We start from the raw sequence: 25,463 nt of genomic DNA, 5'->3' as shown, positions 1-25,463 counted from the left end.
TTTATTAAAAAACAATTACGTGTTATAATTTTTTCAAAAACAAAAAACATACTGCTTTAAACAAGCTTTTGGTGAGCTTTAAACCACCTGCTTGGCGTTTTTCGTTCTAGTGCTTGCTCGTAATCTTTATAGTTACAAGGTACTAACGCGTGTCTTTTGTGTTTATTATTCGTTATTAAATTTATTTCCATCCACCAACGTCCTGTTTTATCACTCTTATAAAAGTTTATTGGATCATCATCACTTAAAAGTACGGTAAACTTTTGGTAATTTTCTTTTGTTACAAATGGGTAGTCTTTTGCTCTTGCATTTACTCCTTCTATAAAATACCAAATCATTTGTGCAATTAAACTTGCGGTTTGATTATTGGAATCTAAACTACTGTTATACTCATAAATACCAAAAGAAGTTACTTTATCACTTATTCCTGCATATCTTGCTATAGCACAAATATCTTCTCCATAAAACCCATTTGGAGAGGCATTATTATTAGCTGGTGCTTCACTTTGTCTTACACTTCCAATATCAATACTAACCACATCCGCATCTCTCAGTATTGGTTCGACTAAAGTTACATCTTTTACTTCACCTAACCTAAAAGCATCAAAATATAATTTATCCAACAACCCTATTTCCTCTTGCGAATTAAAAAAAGTTTGATACCCTATATTACTGTAATTAAATAAATTACAAGGCTGCTCCATAATCACTTTACTTAAAAATGATTTAGAAGAAATATTTTCTTCAAGAGTTCCAATATCAAAACGACTGTCAACAGATACTAAGTTTACTGTTTGCTCTAAAGTATCGTAACCTCTATAATTAGCGTATGTTATATCTTGCCCGCCTCCTATTATTATAGGCAATATTTTTTTCTTTAATAAATATTCTACGGATGATTTTACAGCAAAGTGAGTATCTTTAAGCGTATGCCCTTTTTCAAGATTACCTAAATCAGCTATTTTTGTATGCCAATTTCCTGGATATAATTCATATATTTTTTTACGAATATATTGTAAATCCTCACCACAACCTTCGTTATCTATAGCTCCCCTACCGTCTTTTACGCCTATTATAGCAATAGCAACTTCTGATAAATCAGGAAAACCATCACCTTCTGTATGTATTGCAATATTTTGCCCAAATGAAGTTATTGGTTGCGACATTAAATGTGCAACAACAGTATTTTTTATTGGGGTAAAAAAACTAAAATTCATCTATTTCGGGGACTAAAGAATTGGCAATATACTATTTTTTATGAAATCATTTTTTTTATTTCTTCTTAACAGGCTTCTTTTTAACAGCTTTTTTCTTAGTTGCTTTCTTTTTAGGGGTTTTAGCTTCAATTATTTTCACTGCTTCTTCTTTTGTCATTTTTTCAATGTCCGTAGTTTTAGGTAATTCTACCTTAATCTTACCTTTAATAACATTAAAGCGCCCCCAACGTGCTTTTTCTACTCGAATACCAACATCTTCCCAATTATGAAGTACTTTATCTATTTCTTTTTGTTTTTTTGCTTCAATTAACTCAATAATATCATCTGTTGAAAGATTATCAAAATCGTATTTTTTATTTACGTTGATAAACATTGAGTTCCATTTTAAATAAGGTCCAAAACGTCCAACTCCTTTTTGCACAGGTAACTCTTCGTGATGATAAATTGGCGCATCAGCTTTTTGTTTTGCAACAATTAACTCCTCAGCTCTTGGCAAATCAACCTCCATAGGATTTTCTCCTTTATCAAGAGAAACATACATTGCTCCAAATTTTATATAAGGTCCAAAACGCCCGTTAGATACAATCACTTCTTCATCTTGAAAAGTTCCTAAAGTTTTTGGAAGCAAGAATAACTCTAATGCTTCCTCCATCGTAATTGTTCCTAAATGCTGGTCTTTATTTAAACTTGCAAATTGCTTTTCTTCATCTTCAGGAGCACCGATTTGAGCTATTGGTCCAAATTTACCCAAACGCACTAAAACTGTTTTACCTGAAACTGGGTGTTTTCCTAAAATACGTTCGCCACTTTCTCTGTTGGCGTTTTCTTTTACATCTTCTACAATTTCATGAAAGGTATTGTAAAACTCCTTAATCATTTCTGTCCAATTTTCATTTCCTTCTGAAATATCATCAAAAGAATTTTCCACTTTTGCAGTAAACCCAAAATCTAAAACATTTGAAAAATTGGCAACTAAAAAATCGTTTACAATATTCCCTATATCGGTAGGAATTAACTTATTTTTATCCGAACCAGTTTTTTCTGTCAACATTTGACTTTCAACTTTTCCATCTGATAAAATCATTTGCTCGTAACCTCTTTCTACTCCCTCATTTTGTCCTTTTTCGACATAACCTCTTCGTTGCACTGTAGAAATTGTTGGTGCATAGGTTGATGGTCGACCGATGCCTAACTCCTCTAACTTCTTAACTAAAGATGCTTCCGTAAATCGGTAAGGTGGACTCGTAAATCGTTGTGTTGCGTTGATAAAAACATAACCTAAATTATCACCTTTTGTTAAATTAGGTAACATTCCTGCTTGTTCTTCCTCTTCGTTATCAGTCCCTTCTAAATACACTTTTAAGAAACCATCAAACTTTATCATTTCACCATTTGCAGTGAAAATTTTATCGTTTTCTGAATTTTCAATTTTCACATTAGTACGCTCTAATTGCGCATCACTCATTTGAGAAGCCAATGTTCTTTTCCATATCAAATCATACAATCTGTTTTGATCGTATTCAGTATCTATAGAATGTGCTTTCATATTAGTTGGTCTAATCGCTTCGTGGGCTTCTTGCGCTCCTTTTGCTTTCGATTTAAAAACACGTTGTTTACTATATTCTTTACCGTAATAATTACTAATTTCTTCTTCGGCAGCATTCCTTGCATCTTCTGATAAATTTACACTATCAGTTCTCATATAGGTAATCAAACCGGCTTCATACAAACGTTGTGCAACTTGCATGGTTTTACCTACCGGGAAACCTAATTTACGTGATGCCTCTTGTTGTAAAGTTGATGTTGTAAATGGTGCTGCTGGCGATTTTTTAGCTGGTTTTTTAGTTAAATCAGCAATTGAAAAGTTTGCATTTGCACATGATTTTAAAAAGTCTTCTGCAGCTTTCTTAGAATCGAAATTTTTTGGGATTGTTGCTTTAAAAGACTTTCCTTGTTTATTAGAAAACTGTGCAATTACCTTATAATGCGTTTCTGCTTTAAAATCAATAATACTACGTTCTTTTTCAACAATTAAACGTACTGCTACCGACTGTACTCTACCTGCTGACAATCCTCCTTTAACCTTACGCCATAAAACTGGCGATAATTCATACCCAACAAGTCTATCTAAAACTCTACGTGCTTGTTGTGCATTTACCATATTATAGTCAATATCTCTTGGATTATCAACTGCTTTTAAAATGGCGTTTTTTGTAATTTCATGAAAAACAATACGTTTTGTATTTTCATCTTTTAGTTTTAATTGCTCTTTTAAGTGCCATGCAATTGCCTCTCCCTCACGATCCTCATCACTCGCTAACCAAACAGTATCTGCTTTTTTTGCTAAGGTTTTTAACTTTCTAACAACAGGTTTCTTATCATCTGAAACAATGTATTTCGGACTAAAATCTCCATCAACATCTATCCCTAACTCTTTAGAAGGCAAATCTGCAATATGACCATAACTAGATTCTACTTGAAAATCTTTTCCTAAAAATTTTTCAATCGTCTTTGCTTTTGCAGGTGACTCAACTATAACTAAATTCTTTGCCATAACACTCTTCGATTATCTCTTTTTGTATCATATATATAATGACACTTTCAATTTGCAAAAGTAGAATCTTTTTTTTAAAAAAAAATTATTTGTTTTAACTTCCCTAAAAAACAGTTATAATTTCAATAGTAATTTTCTGCCAATTTGTCATAATTTTTAGATTTTGGTTGTATCTTTGCAATCATTTTTATTATGAATATGGAGCACACTGAGAAGGTTATAGATGAAAAAGTGCAAGGGCAAGCTCTTGTTACCGAAAACAAAAAAGAAAATACTAAAAACTTATTTATAGAAAGTTACGGTTGTCAAATGAACATGAACGACAGTGAAATTGTAGCTTCTATTTTAGCAGAGCAAGGTTTTAATACCACTCAAAATTTAGAAAATGCTGATTTAGTTTTGGTAAACACTTGTTCTATTAGAGAAAAAGCCGAAACCACCATTCGTAAGCGTTTACAAAAATACAATGCTGTTAAAAAAGTAAATCCAACAATGAAAGTTGGTGTTTTAGGTTGTATGGCTGAGCGTTTAAAAGAGAAATTTTTAGAAGAAGAAAAAATTGTAGATTTGGTTGTTGGACCAGATGCTTACAGAGATTTACCTAATTTATTAGAAGAAATTGATGCTGGTAGAGATGCAATAAATGTAATTTTATCTAAAGAAGAAACCTATGGTGATGTAGCGCCAGTTCGTTTAAACTCAAACGGAGTTTCAGCATTTGTGTCAATTACTCGTGGATGCGATAATATGTGTACTTTTTGTGTAGTTCCGTTTACTCGTGGACGCGAAAGAAGTAGAGATCCAAAAAGTGTTTTAGAGGAAATTAAATCGATGGCTGATCAAAATTTTAAAGAAATTACTTTATTAGGTCAAAACGTAGATAGTTATTTATGGTATGGTGGTGGATTGAAAAAAGATTTTAAAAAAGCTTCTGAAATAGCACAAGCAACTGCAGTAGATTTTGCCCAATTATTAGACATGGCTGCTACTGAATTCCCTAAAATGAGATTCCGTTTTGCAACTTCTAATCCGCAGGATATGAGCTTAGATGTAATTCACACCATGGCAAAACACCGCAATATTTGCAAATACATTCACTTACCTGTACAAAGTGGAAGTAACAATATGCTAAAAGCCATGAACCGCCAACATACACGTGAAGAATACATGGAGTTGGTTGATAATATTTTTAGAATTATCCCTGAGATGTCTTTATCGCAAGACATGATTGCTGGTTTTTGCGGAGAAACAGAACAAGATCATCAAGACACATTAGATTTAATGCGTCATGTAAAATATGATTTTGGATTTATGTTTGCATACTCTGAACGACCAGGAACTTTGGCTGCTAAAAAAATGCCAGATGATGTGCCACACGCTATCAAAAAACGTCGTTTACAAGAAATTATAGACCTACAACAAGAACATAGTTTATACAGAACACAACAACATTTAGGTAAAATTGAAGAAGTTTTAATTGAAGGAACTTCTAAAAAGAACCCAAATGAATGGAAAGGTAGAAATACACAAAATACTGTAATTGTTTTTGCTAAAGGCGATTATAAATTAGGAGATTTTGTAAATGTAAAAGTAGAAGATTGTACTTCGGCAACCTTAAGAGGAACCGCAGTTGGATATTCTGATAATAATTAAAAAACAAGAACACTTCCTCTTTAAAAGAGAATAAAACTATGGAAAACCTACGAGCTATAAAACAACGATTCGGAATTATTGGTAATGATATGCAATTGAATCGCGCTATTGAAAAATCAATTCGCGTTGCTCCTACCGATATTTCAGTTTTAGTTGTTGGTGAAAGTGGTGTAGGTAAGGAAAGTATTCCTAAAATAATTCACCAATTATCACATAGAAAACACGCTAAATATATTGCGGTAAACTGCGGAGCTATTCCTGAAGGAACCATAGACAGTGAACTATTCGGACATGAAAAAGGCGCTTTTACAGGAGCTACAGCCTCACGTAAAGGATATTTTGAGGTTGCCGATGGAGGAACCATTTTTTTAGATGAAGTTGGTGAGCTACCATTAACAACGCAAGTACGTTTACTGCGTGTTTTAGAGAATGGTGAGTTTATTAAAGTTGGATCATCACAAGTACAAAAAACTAACGTTCGTATTGTAGCTGCTACCAATGTGAATATGCAACAAGCAATCTCTAAAGAAAAGTTTCGTGAAGATTTATATTATCGTTTAAGTACCATTGAAATAGGTTTACCTGCTTTACGCGACAGAAATGAAGATATTCATTTATTATTTAGAAAATTTGCTGCTGATTTTGCTCAAAAATACCGAATGCCAACCATTAGGCTAGAAGATAACGCTGTAAGAGTGCTATTAAACTACAATTTCCCGGGTAACATACGTCAATTAAGAAATTTAGCAGAACAAATATCTGTTGTAGAAGAAAGTCGTTTAATTACTGCTGAAAAACTAGTACAATATCTCCCGAATAACAAAAGTGGCTTACCCGCTGTAATTGGAAAGCAATCTAGTAATTCAGATTTTGCTAACGAACGAGATATTATGTATAAAATCTTGTTTGATATGCGTAATGACATCAATGATTTAAAAAAATTGACGCTAGATTTAATGAAAAATGGAGATACTGAGCAAGTAAAAGAAGCTAACCATAGTTTAATAGAACGCATTTATCAAGAACAAGAACCGCCTGAAAACCAAAATATAGAAGTAGTTCAAATTCCTCAAAATTCATCTGTTCAGAACAATTATGAATATGCTGAAACTATTGAAGAAGATGAAAACTTATCATTACAAGAAAAAGAGATTGAAATGATCCGAAAATCGCTAGAAAAAAATAGTAACAAGCGTAAATTAGCGGCAAAAGAACTAGGGATTTCTGAACGAACATTATACCGAAAAATTAAGCAATACGATTTATAAAACAACTTAGCTAAGTGTTAAATTATTTATTTTTGATTTTATGAAAAAACTCTTATACAATATCACCTTTATAATCGTTACGTCTATTTTAATAGGTTGTGGTGCTTATTCTTTTACTGGAGGTAACACAGGTAAAGCAGAAACGATTCAAGTTGATTTTTTTCCAAATCAAGCTCCATTAATTGAACCTAAATTAAGTCAAGAATTTACTCAAACTTTACAAGATTTATTTACTCGTCAAACTAATTTAACACTTGTAAATACTAATGGCGATTTGCATTTTTCAGGTGAAATAACAGATTATCGAATTACACCGATGAGTGCTACTGCAGAACAAACTGCTGCGCAAAACCGACTAACTATTACTGTAAATGTAATTTTTGAAAACAAACTCGAAGAAAAAGATAACTTTGAAAAACGTTTTTCTTTTTACTACGATTATGGTGCCACACAACAACTTTCTGGCGGAGTTTTAGACAGTGCTTTAAAAGATATTTTGGAAAGAATTACACAAGATATTTTTAATGCTTCTGTAGCCAAATGGTAACATATTTAACCAAACTTGGTACGCTAGTTGATAAATAAAAAATTACTGAACAAGCTACTTAAACTAGATTTATTTTATATTTTTTCTTCACTAACTTAAAGCTAATCAGATAAGTAAATAGAGCAAAAAATTAATAAAAACTAAAAAAAGTATTAAATCAAACCAATATTATAAGCACGTTTTTTTTTGTCAGTAATAAATTTTACTTTTGTTAAAAACTCACCTTTATTGTGAATAACTGTTTCGACATAGCTAAGAAGTTCATAGAATTATCCAATAAAGATTCAATTCCAATGAGTCCTATGAAGCTATTAAAGTTAACTTATATAGCTCATGGTTACTATCTTGCTTTTACAGATAAACCTTTATTTGAAAACAAAATTGAAGCCTGGAAGTACGGACCAGTTATACCAGACTTATACCATATTATTAAAAGAGTTGATTTTTCAAACAATGATTTTAAGTTTATAGAAATGTACTCTCAAAATAATTTAAGTAAAGAAGATAGTAAGTTTATAGAAACTGTTTGGGGAGCCTATAACCGTTTCGACGGAAGTCAGTTATCTTCAAAAACTCATGAAAAAGGTACCCCTTGGTATAAGACCTATAATGGTCAATCTTTTACTCAGATAAACAATGAGTTAATCAAAGAGTATTATAAAAACAAGGTTAATGGATAGTCTAGAAGAAAAAGCTAAAAATTATTTTTCTAAACCCCTTGATGATATTGATTCAAGTGCAGATTCAAAATCAAGTAAAGAAGATGTTTTTCTGTTTGAATTTACGGGTAAGTATGAAAGTTTTCAAGAATACATACAACACGAAGAATTTGTTATCAATAAGCTTGATAGACAATCAGAAAGAATTTTAAGAGAAAAGAATGCTAAATTAGCATTTAGGTTTTCATCAGCTTGGGCAATTTTTATAGCTTTAACTATTTTACTGAAAGGATTTGAGCTTTGGAGTTACAATTTATCGCAAACTGAATTCCTCTTCATTATTGGTTCTTTAACAACTTCAATTTTCACATTCTACTTACTTGTTCTTAAATATCTATTTGATAAAAAGTAATTTTTTTATAATATTTCACAACTAATTGGATAAAAAAAGCTACATAAAAATTCTAGAAAAACCAACATTAATTTCATCTGAAAATAATGTTGATTTAAGAGATATCACTCAAAAATACCCTTATTTTCAATCAGCAAGAGCTTTACATTTAAAACTTTTAAAAAATCAAGACAGTTTTAAGTATAATAATGAATTAAAAATTACAGCAGCCTACACGAGCGACCGTAGTGTTTTATTTGACTTTGTAACTTCCAGATCTTTTAAAGAAAACACCCTAAAAAAAGAAGAAAAACAAAGTTTAAAAGAAATTTTGCTTCCAAAGAAAAAAACAAAAGAAGTTTCGTTAATCAAGGAAAAACTAGCTATAGGAAAGCCTATTGCTTTTACTAAAAACGAATCTTTTTCTTTTAATCAATGGATGCAGCTTTCATCAAAAAAAATAATTCATCGAGAAGCTCCTGTTGTTTTAAAAGAAATAGAATCAACTAAAAACTCTGTAAAAAACGATATTATTAATCGTTTTATCGAAACAGCCCCTAAAATATCTCGTCCAAGTAAAACGAATCCTTCTGAGGTTAAAATTATTGAAAGCAAACAAAACTCTCCCCTAGCTACCGAGACCTTAGCTAAAGTTTATCTTGAACAAAAAAAATATAACAGTGCTATACAAGCTTATAAAATATTAAGTTTGAAATATCCAGAAAAAAGTGGTTTCTTTGCAGACCAAATTAAGAGAATACAAATTTTACAAAAAAATAAATAATGACAACGTATACTTTACTTTTAGTGCTAATATTGATTGTTGCGATAGCTTTAATCTTAATTGTTATGGTACAAAACCCTAAAGGTGGCGGATTATCTTCTTCTTTTGGAGGTGGTGGTGCTCAAAACATTGGTGGTGTACAGAACACTAACAGTTTTTTAGACAGAACTACTTGGACTTTAGCAATTACAATGTTTGCTTTAATTTTATTAGCTAACTTTGCGATACCTAGAGGTAACTCAGCTGATGCACCTCAGCTAGACAGTGCTTTAGAAAATGTAGAAGCTACAGCACCTACTGCACCAGTAACAAATGACACAACAAAAGATAGTGTAAACTAATCTTTTTAACATAAAAATAAAAATGCCAACGTAATGACACGTTGGCATTTTTTTATGCACAACATTAAGTGATTTAGAAAAAGTGGCATATTTTTTTTAATGGCATAATTTCTGACTAATTCTAAACTTTAAATAACAACTACTTAATCATAACTTATACAAATGGGATTAAATATTAAACCTTTAGCAGATAGAGTTCTTATAGAACCAGCTGCTGCAGAAACCAAGACAGCCTCAGGACTTATTATTCCTGATAACGCCAAGGAAAAACCTCAAAAAGGAACTGTTGTTGCTATTGGTAATGGTACCAAAGATGAACCTTTAACGGTTAAAGTTGGAGACACTGTTTTATATGGAAAATACGCTGGTACTGAATTAAAACATGAAGGAAGTGATTATTTAATTATGAGGGAAAGCGACATTTTCGCTATCATATAATTTATTTATCCACTTAATAATTAACACAAAAAAAGATCATAAAATGGCAAAAGATATAAAATTTGATGTAGATGCTCGTGACGGTTTAAAGCGCGGAGTAGATGCGTTAGCAAACGCAGTAAAAGTAACATTAGGACCTAAAGGACGTAATGTAATTATTTCTAAATCTTTCGGTGCGCCACACGTAACTAAAGATGGTGTTACTGTAGCAAAAGAAATTGAGTTAGAAGATTCTTTAGAGAATATGGGAGCTCAAATGGTAAAAGAAGTAGCCTCTAAAACCAACGATTTAGCTGGTGACGGAACTACAACGGCAACCGTATTAGCACAAGCAATCGTAAAAGAAGGTTTAAAAAATGTTGCCGCAGGTGCAAATCCAATGGATTTAAAACGTGGTATTGATAAAGCTGTTACTGTTATTACTGAAGATTTAGCAAAACAATCTCAAGAAGTTGGTAACTCTTCTGAAAAAATACAACAAGTAGCTTCAATCTCTGCAAATAACGATAAGGTTATTGGTGATTTAATTGCTACTGCTTTTGGTAAAGTTGGAAAAGAAGGAGTGATTACTGTTGAAGAGGCTAAAGGAATGGATACGTATGTTGATGTTGTGGAAGGAATGCAGTTTGATCGTGGATATTTATCTCCATACTTCGTAACTGATGCTGATAAAATGGTAGCTACCTTAGAAAATCCTTATATTTTATTATTCGATAAAAAGATTTCTAACTTACAAGAAATTTTACCAATATTAGAACCTGTTTCTCAATCTGGTAGACCTTTATTAATTATTGCTGAAGATGTAGACGGACAAGCATTAGCTACTTTAGTAGTTAATAAATTACGTGGTGGTTTAAAAATTGCTGCTGTAAAAGCTCCTGGATTTGGTGATCGTAGAAAAGCAATGTTAGAAGACATTTCTATCTTAACTGGTGGAACTGTAATTTCTGAAGAAAGAGGTTTTTCTTTAGAAAATGCAACATTAGACTTATTAGGAACTGCTGAAACAGTAACTATTGATAAAGACAATACTACCATTGTTAATGGTGCTGGTAACGAAGAGCAAATTAAAGGTCGTGTAAACCAAATTAAAGCACAAATTGAAACGACTACTTCTGATTACGATCGTGAAAAATTACAAGAGCGTTTAGCAAAATTAGCTGGCGGAGTTGCTGTTTTATACGTTGGTGCTGCTTCTGAAGTAGAAATGAAAGAAAAGAAAGATCGTGTTGATGATGCTTTACATGCAACTCGTGCTGCTGTAGAAGAGGGTATTGTTGCCGGTGGTGGTGTTGCCTTAGTGCGCGCTAAAAAAGTATTAGAAGCTTTAGCTACTGAAAACTTAGACGAAACAACAGGAGTACAAATCGTTAACAAAGCTATTGAAGCACCTTTAAGAACTATTGTTGAAAACGCTGGTGGTGAAGGATCTGTTGTTATAAATAAAGTATTAGAAGGTAAAAAAGATTTTGGTTATGATGCTAAAGCTGAAGTATATGTTGATATGCTAGAAGCCGGAATTATCGATCCTAAAAAAGTAACACGTGTAGCGCTAGAAAATGCCGCTTCTGTAGCGGGTATGATTTTAACTACCGAATGTGCTTTAATTGATATTAAAGAAGACGCTCCTGCAGCTATGCCTCCAATGGGTGGTGGTATGCCAGGAATGATGTAGTCGAGAAGCTCAATACCTAAACATAAAACCTCGATAATATTAATTATCGAGGTTTTTATTTTTTAAAGACTTGAAAATCAGGTTATATTTTACGCTCTACAACATAATCTATCATTTGTTGTAATGAGTTTTTATATGCTGATTCCGGGAAGTTATTTAATATGGCTAATGCTTTATTTTTATAACTATGCATTTTAGCTGTGGCATATTCTAAACCTCCATTGGTATTTACAAAAGCGATAACTTCTTTTACTCGTTTTTTATTCGTGTTGTGTTTTTTAACCGAGTTGATTAACCAAGATTTTTCTTTTTTAGAGCAATTATTCAACGTATAAATTAACGGCAATGTCATTTTCTGCTCCTTAATATCTATTCCCGTAGGCTTTCCTATTTCATCTTCAGTATAATCAAATAAATCATCTTTAATTTGAAAAGCAATTCCGATATATTCTCCAAATTTTCGCATTTGTTGCACAACATCATTACTAGCACCTACAGACGCAGCTCCAATACCGCAACAAGCAGCGATTAAGGTTGCTGTTTTTTGACGAATAATTTCAAAATAAATTTCTTCGGTTATATCTAATTTCCTTGCTTTTTCTATCTGTAATAGCTCCCCTTCACTCATTTCACGTACTGCGATAGAAATCAATTTTAACAAATCAAAATCTTCGTTATCAATAGAAAGTAGTAATCCTTTTGACAATAAAAAATCACCTACTAAAACAGCTATTTTATTTTTCCAGAGCGCATTGATTGAAAAAAATCCACGACGTCGATTACTATCATCTACCACATCATCATGCACTAAAGTAGCAGTATGAATTAACTCAACTACTGAAGCTCCACGATAAGTACGCTCATCAAAGCCTCCATCAGAAACCATTTTAGCTACTAAAAACACAAACATTGGTCGCATTTGTTTTCCTTTTCTACGAACGATATAATAGGTTACTCTATTTAATAATGGGACCTTTGATAACATGGAATCTTTAAACTTGGTTTCAAAGAGTTCCATTTCATTGGCAATCGGAAGTTTTATTTGTTCTACTGGCTTCATTTCAATATCAAAAATAGTGAAAATTTTAGTTTTCAATAGCTCTAATTCTCTTTAATCTGGCCCACGTTAACTTATGTCTTCTCTTATAAAAAGACATGGTTCCTCTATCTAAACCAAAATAAAACAAACATATTCCAGAAGGTGGGTTTCCGCTTGGCAAAAACTCGAATTTATTAAAAGCTATCTCTGGCCATTTCCAACATTCAAATCCCGTACCTATAAGCTCTATAACAGCAATCACACAATACATTGTTAAATAAAACAAACGCTCTTTAGGATGTTTTCTTAAAAAGAAAAAAACAAACAATGTACAAACAAAACCGAAAACATCTTTTTTAAATAGTAAAAAAAATAATGAGAAAATTAGTATCAATATAGTATTAAACACCTCTATGTTTTTTCTATTTGCTTTTACTGATGGCTTTCTACTAAAATAATACACAAATATAAATACAATAGCATGACCAACAGGTATATAATGAGGTATATTACCTAAACGATATGAGTACATACCAAAGATCAAGGAAAACAAATATTCACCAATTATTGCTATTAAAATTGCATAAATAAGCTGTTCTTTAACTCTTGCAGTTGCCTTTAGGAACAAGTAAATAAAAACAATAATCACTGCTATGTTATTAATCCACTGAGCTTCTTTAAAAATATTTTCTGCTACAAATTTACTATCTATAAAAAGACCTAAAAAATTAATAAGCAACAACAAGCCTAAGGTTTGTAATATTTGTTTGAAAAAAACTCTAAAAGAGGATAAATTCATTACGTTTTGTTTGCTAATTGACCACAAGCTGCATCAATATCTTTTCCACGTGAACGTCTTACATTTACCGTAATATCATGCATCTCTAAATTAGATATATAATTGTTTATTGCTTCTGGGCTTGCTTGTTGAAATTCGCCATCATCAATAGGATTATATTCTATTAAATTGACTTTACAAGGCACATGCTTACAAAAATCTATCAACGCTTTAATATCTTCTCTTTTATCATTAATTCCGCCCCAAACAACATACTCATAAGTAATCATACGTTCGGTTTTTTCGTACCAATATTCTAATGCTTCTCGTAAATCTTTTAAAGGAAAAGTTGCATTAAAAGGCATGATTGATGTACGAACTTCATCAATTGCTGAATGTAATGAGACAGCTAGGTTAAATTTAACCTCATCATCTGCCATTTTTTTAATTATTTTAGGCACCCCAGAAGTAGAAACTGTGATGCGTTTTGGCGACATTCCTAAACCTTCGGGAGAGGTGATTTTATCAATCGATTTAATTACGTTATTGTAATTCATCAACGGTTCTCCCATTCCCATAAAAACAATATTCGATAATTTTCTGTTGTAGTACAATAAACTTTCTTGATTAATTGCCGATACTTGATCGTAAATTTCATCAGGATTTAGGTTTCGCATTCTTTTTAAACGTGAAGTTGCACAGAACCTGCAATCTAAACTACAACCAACTTGACTAGATACACAAGCTGTAGTTCTAGTTTTTGTTGGTATTAAAACCGACTCAACCACCAAACCATCGTGTAAACGAACAGCATTTTTTACAGTACCGTCTTTACTACGCTGCATATTATCAACCTTTATATGATTGATTACAAAATTTTCGTCTAACATTAAACGTGTTGCTTTCGACAAGCTTGTCATATCCTCAAAAGTATGTGCTGTTTTATGCCACAGCCATTCATACACTTGATTACCTCTAAATGCTTTATCTCCATTTTCAACAAAAAAATCACGTAATTGTTCTTTTGTTAATGCGCGTATGTCTTTTTTCTTCACTTTCATTGGTGCAAAAATACACAAAACCTCACAAGTAGCCTTGTGAGGTTTTATAATTCGTTTTAATGTATTGTTTTATAAAATTAACATCGCATCTCCGTACGAGTGAAATTTATATTTTTCTTTGATTGCTTCTTGATATGCTTCCATCATAAAATCATGACCTGCAAAAGCAGATACCATCATCATTAATGTTGATTTTGGAGTATGAAAGTTAGTAATCATAGCATTAGCAACGCTAAAATCGAAAGGAGGAAAGATAAATTTATTAGTCCAACCATCAAATTCTTTTAACTTATGCTTTGATGTAATTGCAGATTCGGCTGTTCTCATTACAGTAGTACCAACCGCACAAACGCGCTTTTTATTAGTAAGTGCATTATTTACCATATCAGCACTTGATAATGGAACATTAATTTTTTCAGAATCCATTTTATGCTTCGATAAATCTTCTACCTCAACTGGATTAAATGTTCCCAGGCCTACATGTAATGTCATTTCAGCAAAATCAACTCCTTTTATCTCTAAACGCTTCATTAGATGTTTAGAAAAGTGTAATCCTGCTGCTGGTGCTGCTACAGCTCCTTCGTGCTTTGCATAAATGGTTTGGTAACGTTCTTCGTCTGTTTCTTCAACTTCACGTTTAATATATTTAGGTAACGGTGTTTCTCCTAACTTTACTAACTTTTCTCTAAACTCTTCATAAGGTCCATCAAACAGAAAACGTAAAGTTCGACCTCGTGAGGTGGTGTTATCAATAACTTCAGCTACTAAACTTTCATCATCACCAAAAAACAACTTATTTCCTATTCTAATTTTTCTTGCCGGATCAACTAACACATCCCACAAACGGTTTTCAGCATTTAACTCACGTAATAAAAAAACTTCGATACGTGCTCCAGTTTTTTCTTTATTCCCGTACATACGAGCAGGAAAAACCTTCGTATTATTTAACATCATTACATCTCCTTCATCAAAATAATCGATTAAATCTTTAAACATTTTATGCTCGATCTTTTGAGTATCTCTATGCAACACCATTAAACGTGCTTCATCTCTATGCTCAGAAGGGTATTCTGCTAATAATTCTTCTGGTAATTCAAAATTAAAATTTGATAACTTCATGTGTCTTTTTTTCGTATGCGCAAATATACAATCTCGACATAGGCCTTGTCAAGCAATTCGGCTTTTATTTTACTTTAATCGTTTCTATACCTACCTGTTGCATGTCATTCCAAAAATTTCGATACGATTTTGTAACTACCCCTGCATCTAAAATTTCAATACTTGTTTTTAATGCTAATGGTGCAAATGCCATAGCCATTCTATGATCGTTATAGGTGGCTATTTTTACATCCTTATTAATTACTTCGGATGGTTTTAAATGCAAACTTTCGTTGCTTACAGATATACTAGCACCTAACTTTGTTAATTCTTCTTTTAAGGCTTCTAATCGATCAGTTTCTTTAATTTTTAAGGTATGTAAGCCTGATAAATCACAAGCAACACCTAATCCAAAACAGGTTACTGCAATAGTTTGTGCAATGTCTGGTGCGTTTTTTAAATCTTCAATTAAAACTGATGAACTGTGTAGATTTTCCTTTGTTAAAACAATCGAGTTCTCTTTAAAAACGGTTGTTACACCAAAGTGTTTATATATTTTTGTTAAACAACTGTCGCCTTGTAAACTATCTTTTTTATAGGCTGATAATTTTACTGACGATCCTATTTTACTCAATGCAATTAAGGAATAAAAATAAGAAGCAGAACTCCAGTCAGATTCTACTACAAATGGTTTATCATGAACCGTTGGTTTAGGTAAAATTTTAATTTTTTGCCCTGAAAAACTTGCTTTAACATCTAGTTGATGTAATAAACTTAATGTCATGTTTATATACGGTATCGATGTTATTTTACCAATCAGTTCAATTTCTAAACCGTTTGGTAAACTTGGTGCTATTAACATTAAAGCTGAAATATATTGACTACTTACATTTCCGTTAATAGTAACGGTTTCTTTCAATAGTTTTTTTCCTGTAATTTTTAATGGCGGATACCCTTCTTTTTCTAAATATGCAATATCGGCTCCTAAATCACGCAGCGCATCAACCAAAATTTTAATCGGTCGATTATGCATTCTTTCTGACCCTTGTAAAACTTTTACAACACCTTCTTTACCTGCAAAAAAAGCAGTTAAAAAGCGCATAGCTGTACCTGCATGACCAATATCTGCAATTTCATTTTTTGATGATAATGCTTCTTGTAAATGGTGCGTATCATCAGAATCTGATAAATTTTGAATTGTAATATTCGGATATAATTGTTGTAAAATTAACAATCGATTCGATTCACTTTTAGATCCTGAAATTACAATATCGGTATTAATTTCTACATCTTTTTTTGCTGTTAGTTGTAAGTTCATTTACTATTTATTTGTTTGCTTTTACAATCGCTTTTTTATTATTATTTTTTCCAACCATCATTCCATAATTTTCTAACTCCATGAAAAACTCTAAAGAAAATTGAAAAAAATACGGCTTGAATTAAAATTCTTCTCCAATCAAAAACAACACTCTCAAACACTAAGCTTCCTATAAAATTGGTAGCTGCAAACATTGAAAATAATAACGGAACGTACACTAAAATATATTTTAATAATGATATTTTGTTTACAAACTCCGTTTCTTCTTCAATATTTTTATTCAGCTGATCGGTTGTTTTTTTGAGGTTCATTTTTATTTTGTTTTTTTATTTACAACATAAATTGCATATAAAATACTAACAGTTACTTTGGTTAACCAAAATCGTTGCCACTTATTTTCTGAAAAATTAATAGCATTTACTGTTTCAAAATCTCCAGAAAACAATGCGCTTCCGCTATTTACCAATAACGAAAATAGTGTTACAAAAACTAAAAAAGGAACACTTACTTTAAGTACGTTAACCCAAAAACTTCCTTTTTGTATTTTTTTTAAAAGACTCATTTATTTTAATTTTTCGTTATTATGATGGCGATCATGATCGCGTTTTGTTTTAATATCTAATTTTTTATCAAAAGCTTCTTGAAGATTTATTCCTGTTTGATTTGCCAAACACAAAACAACAAACATAACATCTGCCAATTCCTCTCCTAAATCTTTATTTTTATCGCTCTCCTTCTCGCTTTGTTCTCCATAACGGCGCGCAATAATTCTTGCAACCTCTCCTACTTCTTCTGTTAATTGCGCCATATTAGTAAGTTCGTTAAAATAACGAACTCCATGATTTTTAATCCAATTATCAACTTCTCTTTGAGCGTTTTGTATATTCATTTTACTTTTATAATTTAAAAATCAAATATAAATATTTCTTTTGGGCTAGTTAATTCGCCAAGGCGGATTTTTTCTATTCTTACCTGCTTTAAACAAAATGATTTTATTCTTGTCAGGATCTAACAAATGAGCTTCTCTCCATAACCAGTTTTCATCTTTTGGCAACTGTGTAAAAACAATTCCTTTTTTTTTGGAGATTTTTAACTAAAACATCTAAGTTTTCATCTTCAAAATAAACATCTATTCCATTTCCTTTTGGTAGTTCTGTTACTTTATGAATAGAAAATGTAGCGTCACCTTCGGGTGCTTGAAAACGAACATAATTAGGTCTTGCATCTACAATAAGATGCAAGCCTAATTTTATATAAAACAATGTTGCTACCTCAACATTTAAAGAAGGGACAGTAACTTGATTTAAATCCATCTTTTTATTTTTCTTTTTTAACAACATTACTTAAAATGAGCAAGAAAAATAGTCCTATTACTGACATAATGGTAATAATCCACCAAGTTTTATCAAACCCTAAATTATCTACTAATTGCATTCCTGAATTATGTCCAAAAATATGAGCTAAAGAAAATGCAATACTATAATATGCCATATATTCTCCTTGGTTCCCTTTTTTTGCTCTCTCCATTACAAAGGCATTCGAAAACGGAAAAGCAATCATTTCTCCAACAGTCATAAACAACATTCCTATTACTAAAACACCAACCCAGCCTGTTAGGTTTAACACTAAAAAACTAATAGCTGTTAGCAATAACCCAACGAACATTAAACGTTCTTTTGAGTACTTACTTTCTTCTAACCATTTAATTAAAGGCATTTCTAATAAAAATATTAAAAAACCATTCATTCCCATTAATAAACCAATATCAAATTCTGATAAATTATGAATGTTTTCATAATACAATGGCATTGTTGAAAAGTATTGCAAAAACACAAATCCGAAGATAAACATAGCCACAAAAAACACCCAAAATGCTTTATCTGAAAATACAGAAATAGGATTTTCAGTCTTTATCTCATCTAAAACTTTTGCTTTTTTAGGATTTAACACTTTCATTAACAAAAAGGTTGCTAAAATACAAGTAACACCATCAACCCAAAACAAACCACTGTAACTTAACGATGTAATAATAATTCCGCCAACTGCAGGCCCTGCCGAAAAACCTAAGTTTATTGCTAAACGAATAAGAGTTACCGAACGTGTTTTATTTTCGGGCTTACTATAAGCACTTAAGGCTACAAACATAGCAGGCCTAAAAGTGTCAGCAACTAACATTACTAAAAAAATACCGATACAAAAGCCGTAAAATGTTGTTACATACTGTAATCCTAAAAAGAATAAACCTGTTAAAAACAAACTCGTTTTCATTACTTTATAATACCCTATTTTATCAGTTAACTTACCTCCCAACCATGACCCTAATACAGATCCTAATCCAAAACAACTCATAATCCATCCTACATCTTTTAAAGAAAAATCTAAACTTTTTGTTAGATACAATGATAAAAACGGAATTACCATGGTACCCGCTCTATTGATTAAAGTAATTAAAGCAAGCCACCAAACCTCAGTAGAAAGCCCTTTAAAGGTATTTAAATAATTAAAATATAATTTTTTCATAGTTGTTTAGTTTTGATTTATTATAAAAATAAAAAGTCCGACTTAGCAGTCGGACTTTTAGTAATAGTTATATTTTTTTTGAATATAATTAGAATACATAAATAGCCCGACACCTATCGTTTCTCACGACTGATTTACATTGCTTATATGTATAAAAATTTGTCATTCTACTTTTCTAATTGAGTTGTAAAACTATAAAAAAAAGAAATAGGTTTTACAAAATGTATTTTAAAAATCTCATTTCATATTGATTCTAAATAAATCAACTTAGAGAACTTTGTATAAAATAGGCTTACTTGGTGTTGCATCGTTTTCAAAAGGTGCAATCATTAAATTTAAAAAATAAGTTCCGTCTTCAATATTATTTGGCACATAAATAAACTCTGTAATGGTTGCATCAAAACGGATTTCGTTTTTAGTATTCCAAAAAGCATTGTGAGCTAATAATTTGCCCTCATCTTTTTCTTTATCTACCGAAGGTAAATCAATTAACAAATGTTTTATTCCTATTTCTTTTAAATAAACCGCAGCTTCTTCTAATAAATATGGCGGATTTGTGTTTGAATAACGAGCGTTTGTTTTTTTATCAGAATTTGGCAAAGTTCTAATTACAACGGCTACTATTTTTTTATGGTTTAAAACTTTTTGTAATTGATGTTTTGTAATTACAAAATCTCCATTATCTAACTGTTCAGGATAAATAGTTACCACCTCAGCTAAAAAGAAAAATCTGTTTAAATTTTTATTAACAGAATACATTTCTTTGGTAATATGACCAACACACTCCGTATGTGTTATATGTGCATGTGGATTGAATGATATATTATTAAAATTCACATCTGCTCCTTCTGCAACACTACCTACCCAATCTCCTGACATAACAGGTGAAATTACAGGGTCATCAAGATACCAAGCGTTAATATTTTCTTTCAAAACATCTATTGAGATAGAAATATCTAAAGGTTTCGATAAATCTATTTGATATTTTTTTGATTTGTGTTGTATCTCTGCAATCATATTTTATTATTTAATTATAAATAACTCTGAAGCTAAACCATCTGCTAAAAACTTTCCTTTTGGAGTGGTTTTTAAGACTCTATCTTCATTACATCTCGATAAAGAAGATACCGATTGCTTCGTTTCTCTCGCAATGACGAGTAAACCTTCATCTATAAACTTTTTTGAAGAGATTAGTAATTGCTCTTTAAAATCTTCATCAATCTTATCTAACGATACTCCCCAAATAGTTCGCAAACCAGTCATTAAATATTCATTAAACTGATCTTCTTTTGATAGTTTTTCAACCTCATTCGGTAAATTACTTTCTTGAAGTTCTTTTATATATTTTGCGTTATTCGCTATATTCCAACTACGATGTGTTTTACTAAACGAATGTGCCGACGGACCAATACCTATATACTTTTTACCCAACCAATAACTTGTATTATGTTTTGAAAAGTAATCAGGTTTTCCAAAATTTGATATCTCGTAATGTACAAATCCGTTTTTAGCGGTTTCTGCTACCAAAATATCAAAATGCTCTTTTGCTTCGGTTTCGTCTGGTGCGGGATATTTTCCATTTTTCACAAAACTATCTAGTACCGTTTTAGGCTCAACAGTTAAGGCATAGCTTGAAATATGATTCACCCCAAAATCGAATGCTATCTGTAAGTTCTCTTTCCAGCGTTCATTACTCATATTCGGAACACCATAAATTAAATCTACCGTAATATTATCAAAATGGCGAGTCGCCATAGTCAAACATTCTTTTGCTTCTTTTGAATTATGCGCGCGATTCATGCTTTGTAAATCTTCTTCAAAAAAAGATTGCACGCCAATACTTAATCGATTAATAGGCGAATTAGCTAGTTCTAAAATTTTCTCTTCTGATAAATCATCAGGGTTGGCTTCTAAAGTAATCTCGGGACTTTCAATTACCTTATAGTTCTGATGAATTACATTTAACAACATTTCTATTTCTTCTTTCGATAATAAAGACGGAGTTCCACCACCAAAATAAATAGTTTCTATCGTTTCATTTACTAATTCTTCTTTACGTAACTCCAGCTCTTTTACCATGCATAAAACCAAATCATCTTTCTTTTTTAAAGAAGTAGAAAAATGAAAATCGCAATAAAAACATGCTTGCTTACAAAACGGTATATGTATATAGATTCCTGCCAAATTAAATTACTTCTTAACTCTTTTTTCATTCTGCTTTACAAACGCTGCCCAACCTGTATAGTTCTTTCCTCCTACTTTTGTCCGTGAATTATAATAATGACAAACTGCGGCGGCTAAACCATCGGTTGCATCTAAATTTTTAGGCAAGGTTTTTAAATTTAATAAAGACTTTAGCATTAACGCGACTTGCTCTTTGCTCGATTTTCCGTTTCCTGTAATTGCCATTTTTATTTTAAGTGGCGCATATTCTGTTACAGGTATTTCACGCGACAATGCAGCAGCCATAGCAACTCCTTGCGCACGCCCAAGCTTTAACATCGATTGTACATTTTTACCAAAAAAAGGAGCTTCTAAAGCAACTTCATCAGGTTTATAAGTATCTATCAATTCAATTGTACGTTCAAAAATTAACTTTAGTTTTAAATAATGATCGTCGTATTTTTTTAAAATTAATTCATTCATTTGAACGAATTCCATTTTTTTTCCTACCACTTTTATAATTCCGAATCCCATGATAGAGGTTCCTGGATCAATTCCTAAAATAATTTTCTCTGTCTTCAAATTTTAATTTCTATAAGGCTAAACTAATCAATTAAATAGTATTTTACTGAATCTCTAATGAAGTAAACTTAAAGTTATTTCCGTCAAACAGACCTTTATCAGATAATTTTAACGCTGGTATTACCAACAGTGCCATAAACGATAAACTCATGTATGGTGCGCGTAATTTACTCCCCATTTGTTTAGCCATCTTATCTAATTCTGCATACGATTTACCTATTTCTTCAGCCGATTTATCACTCATAATCCCTGCCACTGGCAATGAAACTATTTTTTCTTTGGGTTCGGTAAAAGCACAAACTCCGCCTTTATTCTCAATTAACAAATTTACAGCCTTACAAATTGCTTCATCAGAAACACCAACGGCTATTATATTATGAGAATCATGTCCTACAGAACTTGCTATTGCCCCTTCTTTTAATCCAAAATTCTTAATAAAAGCGATTGAAGGTTCAGCATTTTTATAACGATTTACAACCGTCATTTTTAATACGTCATTTGCTATATTAGAAACTAAATTCCCTTCTTTTATTAGAGAGTTTGCTTCAATTTCATTGGTTACCAATTCTCCGTCTAAAGCCTCAATAACTCTAATTTTTTCTGCGGATGATTTAAATTCAAAATCAGTAACCTTCTTTTTATCTGTATCAAAATTATTCAATACTTCAAAATCTACTGATTTTACAAATGATTTTCCATTTTCACTAACTAATTCACCGTTTATATACGTTTGTAAAACATTAAATTTTTCTAAACTATCAACAACAATAAAATCGGCATCATCTCCTTTCTCTAATAAACCAACATCTAAATTGTAATGTTTTACTGGGTTAACACAGGCAGCTTGTAATACTTTAAAAACATTAACACCTTTCGATACTGCGCGCTCACATAACTGGTTAATATGCCCAACTAATAAATCATCTGGATGCTTGTCATCTGAACAAAACATCATATTTTCAAAATGATCAGGCAATAAATCAATTAAAGCCTCAAAGTTTTTGGCAGCACTACCTTCACGAATAATTACTTTCATTCCTTTTTGAAGTTTCTCTAAAGCTTCTTCGTAGATAAAACATTCGTGATCGGTTGTTATACCTGCCGATATGTATTTAGTTACATCATCACCTCTTAAACCTGGCGCATGCCCATCTATAGGTTTGTTATTATTCTTAGCGTGTTGAATCTTTTTTAAAACCTCTTCATCGTCAAACAAAACACCCGGATAATTCATCATTTCAGCTAGGTATTTAATATTCGGATTTTCTAGCATCAGTTTTATGTCATCAGAATCAATAATAGCTCCTGCACTTTCAAAAGAGGTAGCTGGCACACATGATGGTGCTCCGAAATTAAATTTTAACGGAACTTTCTTTCCGTTTTCAATCATAAAATCAACACCTTTTACTCCTAATACATTTGCTATTTCATGCGGATCAGAAACAGTAGCGACTGTTCCGTGCGTTACAGCTATTTTTGCAAATTCTGACGGCACTAACATCGAACTTTCAATATGAATATGCGCATCAACAAAACCAGGAATAATATAGTTTTCTATTAAATGATCAGCTTTTCTAATTGCTCTTATCTTACCTTCTTCAACCTCAACTTCTCCTTTAAAGATTCGTTTATTTTGTATATCAACTATATTTCCTTGTACAATCATACCTTTATTTTTTACACCACAAAAATAGCTAGTATTTATGCATAAAAAAAGCATCCTTTAAAAGGATGCTTTTTTACAATATGATTAAAAGTTAAGCCGCTGGCCCTCCTTTTAAAATTTCTTCATTTGCATATTCTTCAAACTTTTTAAAGTTTTCTTTAAATGAATCTGCCAATTTATGTGCTGTTTTATAATACTCTTCATCATTATTCCAAGCTGTTCTTTGGCTTAATAACTCAGAAGGTACTCCTGGACATTCTCTTGGTTGTGCTAAACCAAATACCGAATGTATATGATAGTTTTCTTTAGTAATTTCACTTGGTAAACCACCTGTTAAAGCAGCGTTAATCATAGCTCTTGTATACTTTAACTTCATTCTGTTTCCTACTCCGTAAGGACCTGCAAACCAACCTGTATTAACCAACCAAACATTAACGTTAGTTTCTTTCATTTTTTCGCTTAACATTTCTGCATAACGAGTTGGATGTAATGGCATAAATGGCGCTCCGAAACAAGCCGAAAAACTTGGTAATGGCTCTGTAACACCAGCCTCTGTTCCTGCTACTTTAGCAGTATAACCTGAAATAAAGTGGTAGGCTGCCTGCCCTGGTGTTAACCTCGAAATTGGAGGCAATACCCCAAAAGCATCTGCCGTTAAGAAAAATATATTCTTAGGGTTTTTACCTGTTGATGGTGTTTGAATATTTTCAATATGATGAATTGGATAACTTACACGTGTATTTTGTGTAATTGAAGTATCGTTAAAATCAACCTCTTTTTTATCGTTCATCACAATATTTTCCAGAATTGCTCCTTTCTTAATAGCAGCGTATATTTCTGGCTCTTTATCTTTAGATAAGTCGATTACTTTTGCGTAACAGCCTCCTTCAAAATTAAACACCGTGTTTTCTGAAGTCCAACCATGCTCATCATCACCAATCAAACTACGGTTAGGGTCAGTAGATAAAGTTGTTTTTCCTGTACCTGATAATCCGAAGAAAATAGCAGTATCACCTTCTTTACCAATATTTGCTGAACAGTGCATTGGTAATGTGTTTTTAAACACAGGTAAAATAAAGTTTAATGCAGAAAAAATTCCTTTTTTAATTTCACCAGTATAACCAGTTCCACCAATTAAAGCAATTTTTTTCTCAAAATTTAAAATAGCAAAGTTATGTTGACGCGTCCCATCTACTTCAGGATTTGCCATAAAACCAGGTGCGTTAACAACTGTCCATTCTGGAGAAAAATCTTTTAACTCTTCAGCAGTTGGTCGTAAAAACATATTGTAAGCAAACATGTTACTCCAAGGGTACTCGTTTACAACTCTAATGTTTAATTTATAATCAGCATCTGCACATGCATAACTATCACGTACAAAAACCTCTTTATTAGATAAGTAATCTGTTACTTTATCGTATAATTTGTCAAATTTTTCTGAATCAAAAGGTATGTTTATATCTCCCCACCAAATTTCATCTTTTGTTATATCGTCTTTAACGATAAAACGATCCATTGGCGAACGTCCAGTAAACTCACCTGTTTTAACTGCTAATGCGCCAAAACTAGTTTCTACTCCTTGTTCTTTTTCTATAGTAATATTCTGTAACTCCTCTGAAGTTAATTGATAACGAACCGTAGCATCTTTTATACCTAAGTTGTTTAACGATATCGTTTTCGTATCAAGATTTGTCATCTTAAAATAATTTAG

General features: G+C 31.8%; 26 protein-coding genes. 9 read left to right on the top strand and 17 right to left on the bottom strand.

Annotation, left to right across the window (positions count from 1 at the left end):
- Window positions 1–56: 56 nt before the first annotated feature.
- Window positions 57–1,217, bottom strand: coding sequence for a formimidoylglutamase (locus tag Q4586_RS08370; protein ID WP_303528287.1), 1,161 nt, complete (start codon window positions 1,215–1,217; stop codon window positions 57–59).
- Between the two features lie 55 nt (window positions 1,218–1,272).
- Window positions 1,273–3,771, bottom strand: a complete 2,499-nt coding sequence (topA, locus tag Q4586_RS08365; RefSeq protein ID WP_303528285.1) for a type I DNA topoisomerase — start codon at window positions 3,769–3,771, stop codon at window positions 1,273–1,275.
- Between the two features lie 198 nt (window positions 3,772–3,969).
- Between topA and miaB the strand changes: the two genes are divergently transcribed.
- The 9 genes from miaB to groL all read left to right on the top strand — a co-directional run bounded on the left by miaB (window position 3,970) and on the right by groL (window position 11,527).
- Window positions 3,970–5,424, top strand: coding sequence for a tRNA (N6-isopentenyl adenosine(37)-C2)-methylthiotransferase MiaB (miaB, locus tag Q4586_RS08360; RefSeq protein ID WP_303528687.1), 1,455 nt, complete (start codon window positions 3,970–3,972; stop codon window positions 5,422–5,424).
- A gap of 38 nt (window positions 5,425–5,462) precedes the next feature.
- On the top strand, window positions 5,463–6,692 hold the full coding sequence (locus Q4586_RS08355; RefSeq protein ID WP_303528283.1) for a sigma 54-interacting transcriptional regulator: 1,230 nt from the start codon (window positions 5,463–5,465) through the stop codon (window positions 6,690–6,692).
- A 40-nt stretch (window positions 6,693–6,732) separates the two neighbouring features.
- Window positions 6,733–7,239, top strand: a complete 507-nt coding sequence (locus Q4586_RS08350) for an LptE family protein (RefSeq protein ID WP_303528280.1) — start codon at window positions 6,733–6,735, stop codon at window positions 7,237–7,239.
- 230 nt (window positions 7,240–7,469) lie between these two features.
- Window positions 7,470–7,919, top strand: a complete 450-nt coding sequence (locus tag Q4586_RS08345) for a Panacea domain-containing protein (protein ID WP_068703128.1) — start codon at window positions 7,470–7,472, stop codon at window positions 7,917–7,919.
- The gene (locus Q4586_RS08340) at window positions 7,912–8,310 is read left to right on the top strand and encodes a hypothetical protein (RefSeq protein ID WP_068703126.1); all 399 of its coding nucleotides are present in this window, start codon (window positions 7,912–7,914) and stop codon (window positions 8,308–8,310) included. The genes Q4586_RS08345 and Q4586_RS08340 overlap by 8 nt, the downstream gene beginning before the upstream one ends.
- A 25-nt stretch (window positions 8,311–8,335) precedes the next feature.
- Window positions 8,336–9,073, top strand: coding sequence for a DUF8458 domain-containing protein (locus Q4586_RS08335; RefSeq protein WP_303528277.1), 738 nt, complete (start codon window positions 8,336–8,338; stop codon window positions 9,071–9,073).
- The gene (gene secG, locus Q4586_RS08330; protein WP_068703121.1) at window positions 9,073–9,414 is read left to right on the top strand and encodes a preprotein translocase subunit SecG; all 342 of its coding nucleotides are present in this window, start codon (window positions 9,073–9,075) and stop codon (window positions 9,412–9,414) included. The genes Q4586_RS08335 and secG overlap by 1 nt, the downstream gene beginning before the upstream one ends.
- Before the next feature lie 162 nt (window positions 9,415–9,576).
- Window positions 9,577–9,852 (top strand): co-chaperone GroES, encoded by a 276-nt coding sequence (locus Q4586_RS08325; protein ID WP_068703119.1) that lies wholly within the window; start codon window positions 9,577–9,579, stop codon window positions 9,850–9,852.
- A gap of 43 nt (window positions 9,853–9,895) precedes the next feature.
- Window positions 9,896–11,527 carry a chaperonin GroEL gene (groL, locus tag Q4586_RS08320; protein WP_068703116.1) on the top strand — a complete coding sequence of 544 codons (1,632 nt, stop codon included), beginning with the start codon at window positions 9,896–9,898 and terminating at the stop codon, window positions 11,525–11,527.
- Between the two features lie 82 nt (window positions 11,528–11,609).
- Here the strand turns inward: groL and Q4586_RS08315 are convergent, their stop codons facing one another.
- From Q4586_RS08315 to pckA, 15 genes are all read right to left on the bottom strand, one after another.
- Window positions 11,610–12,587: a polyprenyl synthetase family protein gene (locus Q4586_RS08315; RefSeq protein WP_303528686.1), complete on the bottom strand. Its 978-nt coding sequence runs from the start codon at window positions 12,585–12,587 to the stop codon at window positions 11,610–11,612.
- A 25-nt stretch (window positions 12,588–12,612) separates the two neighbouring features.
- Complete coding sequence (locus Q4586_RS08310; protein ID WP_303528273.1) at window positions 12,613–13,365, bottom strand: hypothetical protein; 753 nt, start codon at window positions 13,363–13,365, stop codon at window positions 12,613–12,615.
- A complete protein-coding gene (gene rlmN / locus Q4586_RS08305; protein ID WP_068703113.1) occupies window positions 13,365–14,405 on the bottom strand; it encodes a dual-specificity RNA methyltransferase RlmN in 1,041 nt (346 codons plus the stop codon). The genes Q4586_RS08310 and rlmN overlap by 1 nt, the downstream gene beginning before the upstream one ends.
- Window positions 14,406–14,474: 69 nt before the next feature.
- Window positions 14,475–15,524, bottom strand: coding sequence for a tRNA preQ1(34) S-adenosylmethionine ribosyltransferase-isomerase QueA (queA, locus tag Q4586_RS08300; RefSeq protein WP_068703112.1), 1,050 nt, complete (start codon window positions 15,522–15,524; stop codon window positions 14,475–14,477).
- A 64-nt stretch (window positions 15,525–15,588) separates the two neighbouring features.
- A complete protein-coding gene (locus Q4586_RS08295; RefSeq protein WP_303528270.1) occupies window positions 15,589–16,821 on the bottom strand; it encodes a 3-phosphoshikimate 1-carboxyvinyltransferase in 1,233 nt (410 codons plus the stop codon).
- Window positions 16,822–16,862: 41 nt separating this feature from the next.
- Window positions 16,863–17,132, bottom strand: a complete 270-nt coding sequence (locus Q4586_RS08290; protein WP_068703110.1) for a hypothetical protein — start codon at window positions 17,130–17,132, stop codon at window positions 16,863–16,865.
- A gap of 2 nt (window positions 17,133–17,134) precedes the next feature.
- The gene (locus Q4586_RS08285) at window positions 17,135–17,383 is read right to left on the bottom strand and encodes a hypothetical protein (RefSeq protein WP_303528267.1); all 249 of its coding nucleotides are present in this window, start codon (window positions 17,381–17,383) and stop codon (window positions 17,135–17,137) included.
- A complete protein-coding gene (locus Q4586_RS08280; protein WP_303528265.1) occupies window positions 17,384–17,710 on the bottom strand; it encodes a nucleotide pyrophosphohydrolase in 327 nt (108 codons plus the stop codon).
- Window positions 17,711–17,861: 151 nt separating this feature from the next.
- Window positions 17,862–18,134 carry a VOC family protein gene (locus tag Q4586_RS08275; RefSeq protein ID WP_338116835.1) on the bottom strand — a complete coding sequence of 91 codons (273 nt, stop codon included), beginning with the start codon at window positions 18,132–18,134 and terminating at the stop codon, window positions 17,862–17,864.
- 4 nt (window positions 18,135–18,138) lie between these two features.
- Window positions 18,139–19,341 (bottom strand): MDR family MFS transporter, encoded by a 1,203-nt coding sequence (locus tag Q4586_RS08270; RefSeq protein WP_068703107.1) that lies wholly within the window; start codon window positions 19,339–19,341, stop codon window positions 18,139–18,141.
- A 267-nt stretch (window positions 19,342–19,608) separates the two neighbouring features.
- On the bottom strand, window positions 19,609–20,358 hold the full coding sequence (locus Q4586_RS08265; RefSeq protein ID WP_303528262.1) for a cyclase family protein: 750 nt from the start codon (window positions 20,356–20,358) through the stop codon (window positions 19,609–19,611).
- 6 nt (window positions 20,359–20,364) lie between these two features.
- Window positions 20,365–21,525, bottom strand: a complete 1,161-nt coding sequence (gene hemW / locus Q4586_RS08260; protein ID WP_303528260.1) for a radical SAM family heme chaperone HemW — start codon at window positions 21,523–21,525, stop codon at window positions 20,365–20,367.
- Window positions 21,526–21,531: 6 nt separating this feature from the next.
- On the bottom strand, window positions 21,532–22,086 hold the full coding sequence (ruvC, locus tag Q4586_RS08255) for a crossover junction endodeoxyribonuclease RuvC (RefSeq protein ID WP_303528258.1): 555 nt from the start codon (window positions 22,084–22,086) through the stop codon (window positions 21,532–21,534).
- Between the two features lie 43 nt (window positions 22,087–22,129).
- A complete protein-coding gene (ade, locus tag Q4586_RS08250) occupies window positions 22,130–23,752 on the bottom strand; it encodes an adenine deaminase (protein ID WP_303528256.1) in 1,623 nt (540 codons plus the stop codon).
- Window positions 23,753–23,843: 91 nt separating this feature from the next.
- Entirely contained in the window at window positions 23,844–25,448 is a 1,605-nt protein-coding gene (gene pckA, locus Q4586_RS08245; RefSeq protein ID WP_303528253.1) for a phosphoenolpyruvate carboxykinase (ATP), read from the bottom strand.
- Between the last annotated feature and the right edge of the window lie 15 nt (window positions 25,449–25,463).

This window comes from Tenacibaculum soleae (genome assembly GCF_030549005.1).
In the GTDB taxonomy this organism is placed as follows: domain Bacteria; phylum Bacteroidota; class Bacteroidia; order Flavobacteriales; family Flavobacteriaceae; genus Polaribacter; species Polaribacter soleae.
This window is presented reverse-complemented; position numbering and strand designations above follow the sequence as displayed.

What these genes read in the sequence shown, in the direction of transcription:
- Q4586_RS08370 (WP_303528287.1), bottom strand. Translation starts at nt 1,217, where the DNA reads ATGAATTTTAGTTTTTTTACCCCAATAAAAAATACTGTTGTTGCACAT.
- topA (WP_303528285.1), bottom strand. Translation starts at nt 3,771, where the DNA reads ATGGCAAAGAATTTAGTTATAGTTGAGTCACCTGCAAAAGCAAAGACG.
- miaB (WP_303528687.1), top strand. Translation starts at nt 3,970, where the DNA reads ATGGAGCACACTGAGAAGGTTATAGATGAAAAAGTGCAAGGGCAAGCT.
- Q4586_RS08355 (WP_303528283.1), top strand. Translation starts at nt 5,463, where the DNA reads ATGGAAAACCTACGAGCTATAAAACAACGATTCGGAATTATTGGTAAT.
- Q4586_RS08350 (WP_303528280.1), top strand. Translation starts at nt 6,733, where the DNA reads ATGAAAAAACTCTTATACAATATCACCTTTATAATCGTTACGTCTATT.
- Q4586_RS08340 (WP_068703126.1), top strand. Translation starts at nt 7,912, where the DNA reads ATGGATAGTCTAGAAGAAAAAGCTAAAAATTATTTTTCTAAACCCCTT.
- secG (WP_068703121.1), top strand. Translation starts at nt 9,073, where the DNA reads ATGACAACGTATACTTTACTTTTAGTGCTAATATTGATTGTTGCGATA.
- Q4586_RS08325 (WP_068703119.1), top strand. Translation starts at nt 9,577, where the DNA reads ATGGGATTAAATATTAAACCTTTAGCAGATAGAGTTCTTATAGAACCA.
- groL (WP_068703116.1), top strand. Translation starts at nt 9,896, where the DNA reads ATGGCAAAAGATATAAAATTTGATGTAGATGCTCGTGACGGTTTAAAG.
- Q4586_RS08315 (WP_303528686.1), bottom strand. Translation starts at nt 12,587, where the DNA reads ATGAAGCCAGTAGAACAAATAAAACTTCCGATTGCCAATGAAATGGAA.
- Q4586_RS08310 (WP_303528273.1), bottom strand. Translation starts at nt 13,365, where the DNA reads ATGAATTTATCCTCTTTTAGAGTTTTTTTCAAACAAATATTACAAACC.
- rlmN (WP_068703113.1), bottom strand. Translation starts at nt 14,405, where the DNA reads ATGAAAGTGAAGAAAAAAGACATACGCGCATTAACAAAAGAACAATTA.
- queA (WP_068703112.1), bottom strand. Translation starts at nt 15,524, where the DNA reads ATGAAGTTATCAAATTTTAATTTTGAATTACCAGAAGAATTATTAGCA.
- Q4586_RS08295 (WP_303528270.1), bottom strand. Translation starts at nt 16,821, where the DNA reads ATGAACTTACAACTAACAGCAAAAAAAGATGTAGAAATTAATACCGAT.
- Q4586_RS08290 (WP_068703110.1), bottom strand. Translation starts at nt 17,132, where the DNA reads ATGAACCTCAAAAAAACAACCGATCAGCTGAATAAAAATATTGAAGAA.
- Q4586_RS08285 (WP_303528267.1), bottom strand. Translation starts at nt 17,383, where the DNA reads ATGAGTCTTTTAAAAAAAATACAAAAAGGAAGTTTTTGGGTTAACGTA.
- Q4586_RS08280 (WP_303528265.1), bottom strand. Translation starts at nt 17,710, where the DNA reads ATGAATATACAAAACGCTCAAAGAGAAGTTGATAATTGGATTAAAAAT.
- Q4586_RS08275 (WP_338116835.1), bottom strand. Translation starts at nt 18,134, where the DNA reads ATGGATTTAAATCAAGTTACTGTCCCTTCTTTAAATGTTGAGGTAGCA.
- Q4586_RS08270 (WP_068703107.1), bottom strand. Translation starts at nt 19,341, where the DNA reads ATGAAAAAATTATATTTTAATTATTTAAATACCTTTAAAGGGCTTTCT.
- Q4586_RS08265 (WP_303528262.1), bottom strand. Translation starts at nt 20,358, where the DNA reads ATGATTGCAGAGATACAACACAAATCAAAAAAATATCAAATAGATTTA.
- ade (WP_303528256.1), bottom strand. Translation starts at nt 23,752, where the DNA reads ATGATTGTACAAGGAAATATAGTTGATATACAAAATAAACGAATCTTT.
- pckA (WP_303528253.1), bottom strand. Translation starts at nt 25,448, where the DNA reads ATGACAAATCTTGATACGAAAACGATATCGTTAAACAACTTAGGTATA.